Source organism: Pontibacterium sp., from assembly GCF_041587635.1.
Taxonomy (GTDB): Bacteria; Pseudomonadota; Gammaproteobacteria; order Pseudomonadales; family Balneatricaceae; genus Pontibacterium.
In genome coordinates this window covers 1-2,829 of sequence record NZ_JBFGYC010000530.1, presented here as the reverse complement: position 1 = coordinate 2,829, position 2,829 = coordinate 1, and the positions used below count along the sequence as shown (strand labels likewise).

At 47.6% G+C, this 2,829-nt stretch carries 4 protein-coding genes; 3 read left to right on the top strand and 1 reads right to left on the bottom strand.

Annotated features, from left to right (window positions below):
• Positions 1-144 precede the first annotated feature (144 nt).
• Complete coding sequence (gene nudC, locus ABYW01_RS18540; protein ID WP_372835723.1) at positions 145-927, top strand: NAD(+) diphosphatase; 783 nt, start codon at positions 145-147, stop codon at positions 925-927.
• Positions 928-969: 42 nt separating this feature from the next.
• Here the strand turns inward: nudC and ABYW01_RS18535 are convergent, their stop codons facing one another.
• Positions 970-1,302: an SCP2 sterol-binding domain-containing protein gene (locus ABYW01_RS18535; RefSeq protein WP_372835720.1), complete on the bottom strand. Its 333-nt coding sequence runs from the start codon at positions 1,300-1,302 to the stop codon at positions 970-972.
• Between the two features lie 275 nt (positions 1,303-1,577).
• Between ABYW01_RS18535 and sohB the strand changes: the two genes are divergently transcribed.
• On the top strand, positions 1,578-2,636 hold the full coding sequence (sohB, locus tag ABYW01_RS18530; protein ID WP_372835729.1) for a protease SohB: 1,059 nt from the start codon (positions 1,578-1,580) through the stop codon (positions 2,634-2,636).
• 87 nt (positions 2,637-2,723) lie between these two features.
• Positions 2,724-2,829, top strand: a 106-nt coding sequence (locus ABYW01_RS18525) for a TetR family transcriptional regulator (protein ID WP_372835726.1), incomplete at its 3' end; no start/stop codon positions are given.

Below are 2,829 nucleotides of genomic sequence, written 5' to 3'. Positions count from 1 at the left end.
GGGTATTAATATGTAAAAAAAACCACTTTGGTCGTGGAGAAATAGGGAAAACCCTAGATATGATACCGATTTATAAGCATATTTTTAAAAAATATAATCATATTCATTTTTGGAATAAGTCAATAGTGCAAATAGGGCTGCAGCGTGAAAACTGAATATCTCGTAGTAGAAAGCGGTCGTCTGATTGGTAATGAGCAAGGCGTGCTTCGTTGTGATGAAAATACAGTGAAGACATTGCGTCGCAAATCAAAAGCCGAATACCCCGTAGGGGAATATAAGGGAATTGCGCATCGTCTTATATTGATTGAGGCCAATGAATCGGATGATCTGCTAAATAAGTGTACAGAGCGTTGGGGGTTACGGCGCTTACTGGCAGCGGCTGACGATGAAGAGATGTACGGATTGCTATCGCGGGCATCGCAGATTGCGACCTGGCATACCAATCACCGTTTCTGTTCTCGCTGTGCGACAGCATTGACACCGCATAAGGATGATCTGGCGCTGGAGTGTGTCAGTTGCGGGCTTGTGCAGTATCCGCGTATTTCTCCGTGCATTATCGTGCTGGTTCGCCATGAAGAGCGCTGCTTGTTGGCTCATGCTGCACATTTTGACGAAAAGCGTTATAGCACGTTGGCCGGTTTCATTGAGGCAGGAGAGTCTGCGGAGGCTGCTGTCGCACGCGAAGTGATGGAAGAGGTTGGTATAAAAGTAGGTAACGTGACCTATCACTGCAGCCAATCCTGGCCATTTCCGCATTCATTAATGCTGGGCTACTTTGCCGATTATGAAGCGGGTGAGATCGTTCCCGATGGTATTGAGATTCTAGATGCGCAATGGTTTGACCAAAATAGCCTGCCTTCTATTCCGCCGTCATTTACAATTGCGCGAAAGTTGATCGATCATTTTTTCGCAGGATTGGCTGATTAGTGTTTGAGAGTGGGGGCTTGTTGATGGCCCCCTCTGTGATAATCAGTTTTGTTTATCTTTCGTAAACAATTTGCCCAGCTTTGTCGCCAGTATTACATTGCCTTCTGCGCGCAGGCGTCCTTTTAAGAAGGCGCTCATGCCGTCTGTCGTGCCTGTTACAACGTCTACGACTGTGTCGGAGTCCATAATCAGGGTGATATTCGGGTCTGGATGTTCGCCTTTTTCTACGGTGCACGTGCCGTCATTGATCTGGATGTTAAAGTCATCCCCATCTTCAATCACGAACTGAAATACAGCTGCAAAGTCTTTCGCGTTGTCGGCAACAAAACGGCTTGGAAGTTTTTCGATAACGCGTTCAACAGTGATATTGGTCATGAGGTATGAAAGTCCGATTCAGGGTGCTGGATCTCCCGCCGGTCAGGGGTGGAAGTGTCCGGTTACTATGAGGGCTTTTATGTTACATTAGCTGCCGCTCGGACTTAACAACAATCAGCACTGAAATTGTGGGTATTGGTCGTATTTATGGCTTTGCCTGTGTCAATTCGTGGTCTGTACAGAATGTTTCGCCCGGGTTGATGTTGTTTGTCGGTCATCCGACTGCCGCCTGGCGGCCAATTTTGATACTACATGTCTGCGGAGAAAACGCTGTGATGGAATTATTGAGTGACTATGGTCTGTTTCTGGCCAAGTCCGTCACTATTGTGCTGGCAATCATTACCGTAGTGGGCGGTATTGCGGCCATTGCGTCTCGAGGCCGGAAAACCGGTGATCATGGCACAGTAGAGATCACTCATCTCAATGAAGAGCTGGAAGAGATGAAGCAGCAGCTGGAGGAGGCCGTTCTGGATAGGGATGAGCTGAAAGCGCTGATTAAAGAAGAAAAGAAGAAAGAGAAGGCCGAGCGTAAAGCCCGGAAGAAGCAGAAACCAGCTGAAGATGAGGCGCGTCGCAAGCGTGTGTATGTGCTCGATTTTGATGGTGATATCCGAGCATCTGATGTGGAGCCTATGCGTGAAGAGATTTCCGCCGTGCTGACGTTGGCTGAGCCGGAAGATGAGGTAGTTGTTCGTCTGGAAAGCGGTGGCGGCATGGTGCATTCCTATGGTTTGGCATCGTCACAGCTAGAGCGAATTAAACGTAAGCAGGTGTCTCTTACTATCTGTGTGGATCAGGTGGCTGCAAGTGGTGGCTATATGATGGCTTGTTTAGGAGATCGTGTGTTAGCCGCGCCGTTTGCCATCGTAGGGTCTATCGGGGTGATTGCACAGTTGCCTAACTTTCATCGCTTGTTGAAGAAAAACGACATCGATTTTGAAGTGTTAACGGCAGGCGAGTACAAGCGAACCCTGACGATGTTTGGCCAGAATACGGACAAGGGCCGACAGAAGTTTCTTGAGGAGCTTGAGGACACTCATGAGTTGTTTAAGGAGTTTGTCTCTGAGTATCGTCCAAGTGTAGATATCGACAAAGTAGCAACCGGTGAAGTGTGGTTCGGTAAACGCGCAATTGATGCCAATCTTGTTGATGAATTGATCACCTCCGATGAGTATCTGACCGAAGCGTGTGAAAACGCCGATGTGTATGTTGTTCGATATGAGGAGAAAAAGAGCCTGCAGGATAAGCTTTCATCCTTCGCAGTGGACTCTGGTGATGGAATTTTGACCAAGTGGTACAACCGTTTGGCAAAAAACCGTTTTATTTCTCTTTAAAACAAGAATTAAAACTTGATATGTGGCGGGCCTTAGACGCTATAATGGTATGCATGTTTAGTTTCAAACGCAGGTTCGGGAGTTAGGATGCCGCATCTGGATACATCTCAGAGCATTGTTCGGGCTGCAGAAGTGCTTTTTGCAGAGAACGGTTTCGCCGAAACCACAGTTCGTCAGATTACCGCCAAGGCGG

What these genes read in the sequence shown, in the direction of transcription:
- ABYW01_RS18535 (WP_372835720.1), bottom strand. Translation starts at nt 1,302, where the DNA reads ATGACCAATATCACTGTTGAACGCGTTATCGAAAAACTTCCAAGCCGT.
- sohB (WP_372835729.1), top strand. Translation starts at nt 1,578, where the DNA reads ATGGAATTATTGAGTGACTATGGTCTGTTTCTGGCCAAGTCCGTCACT.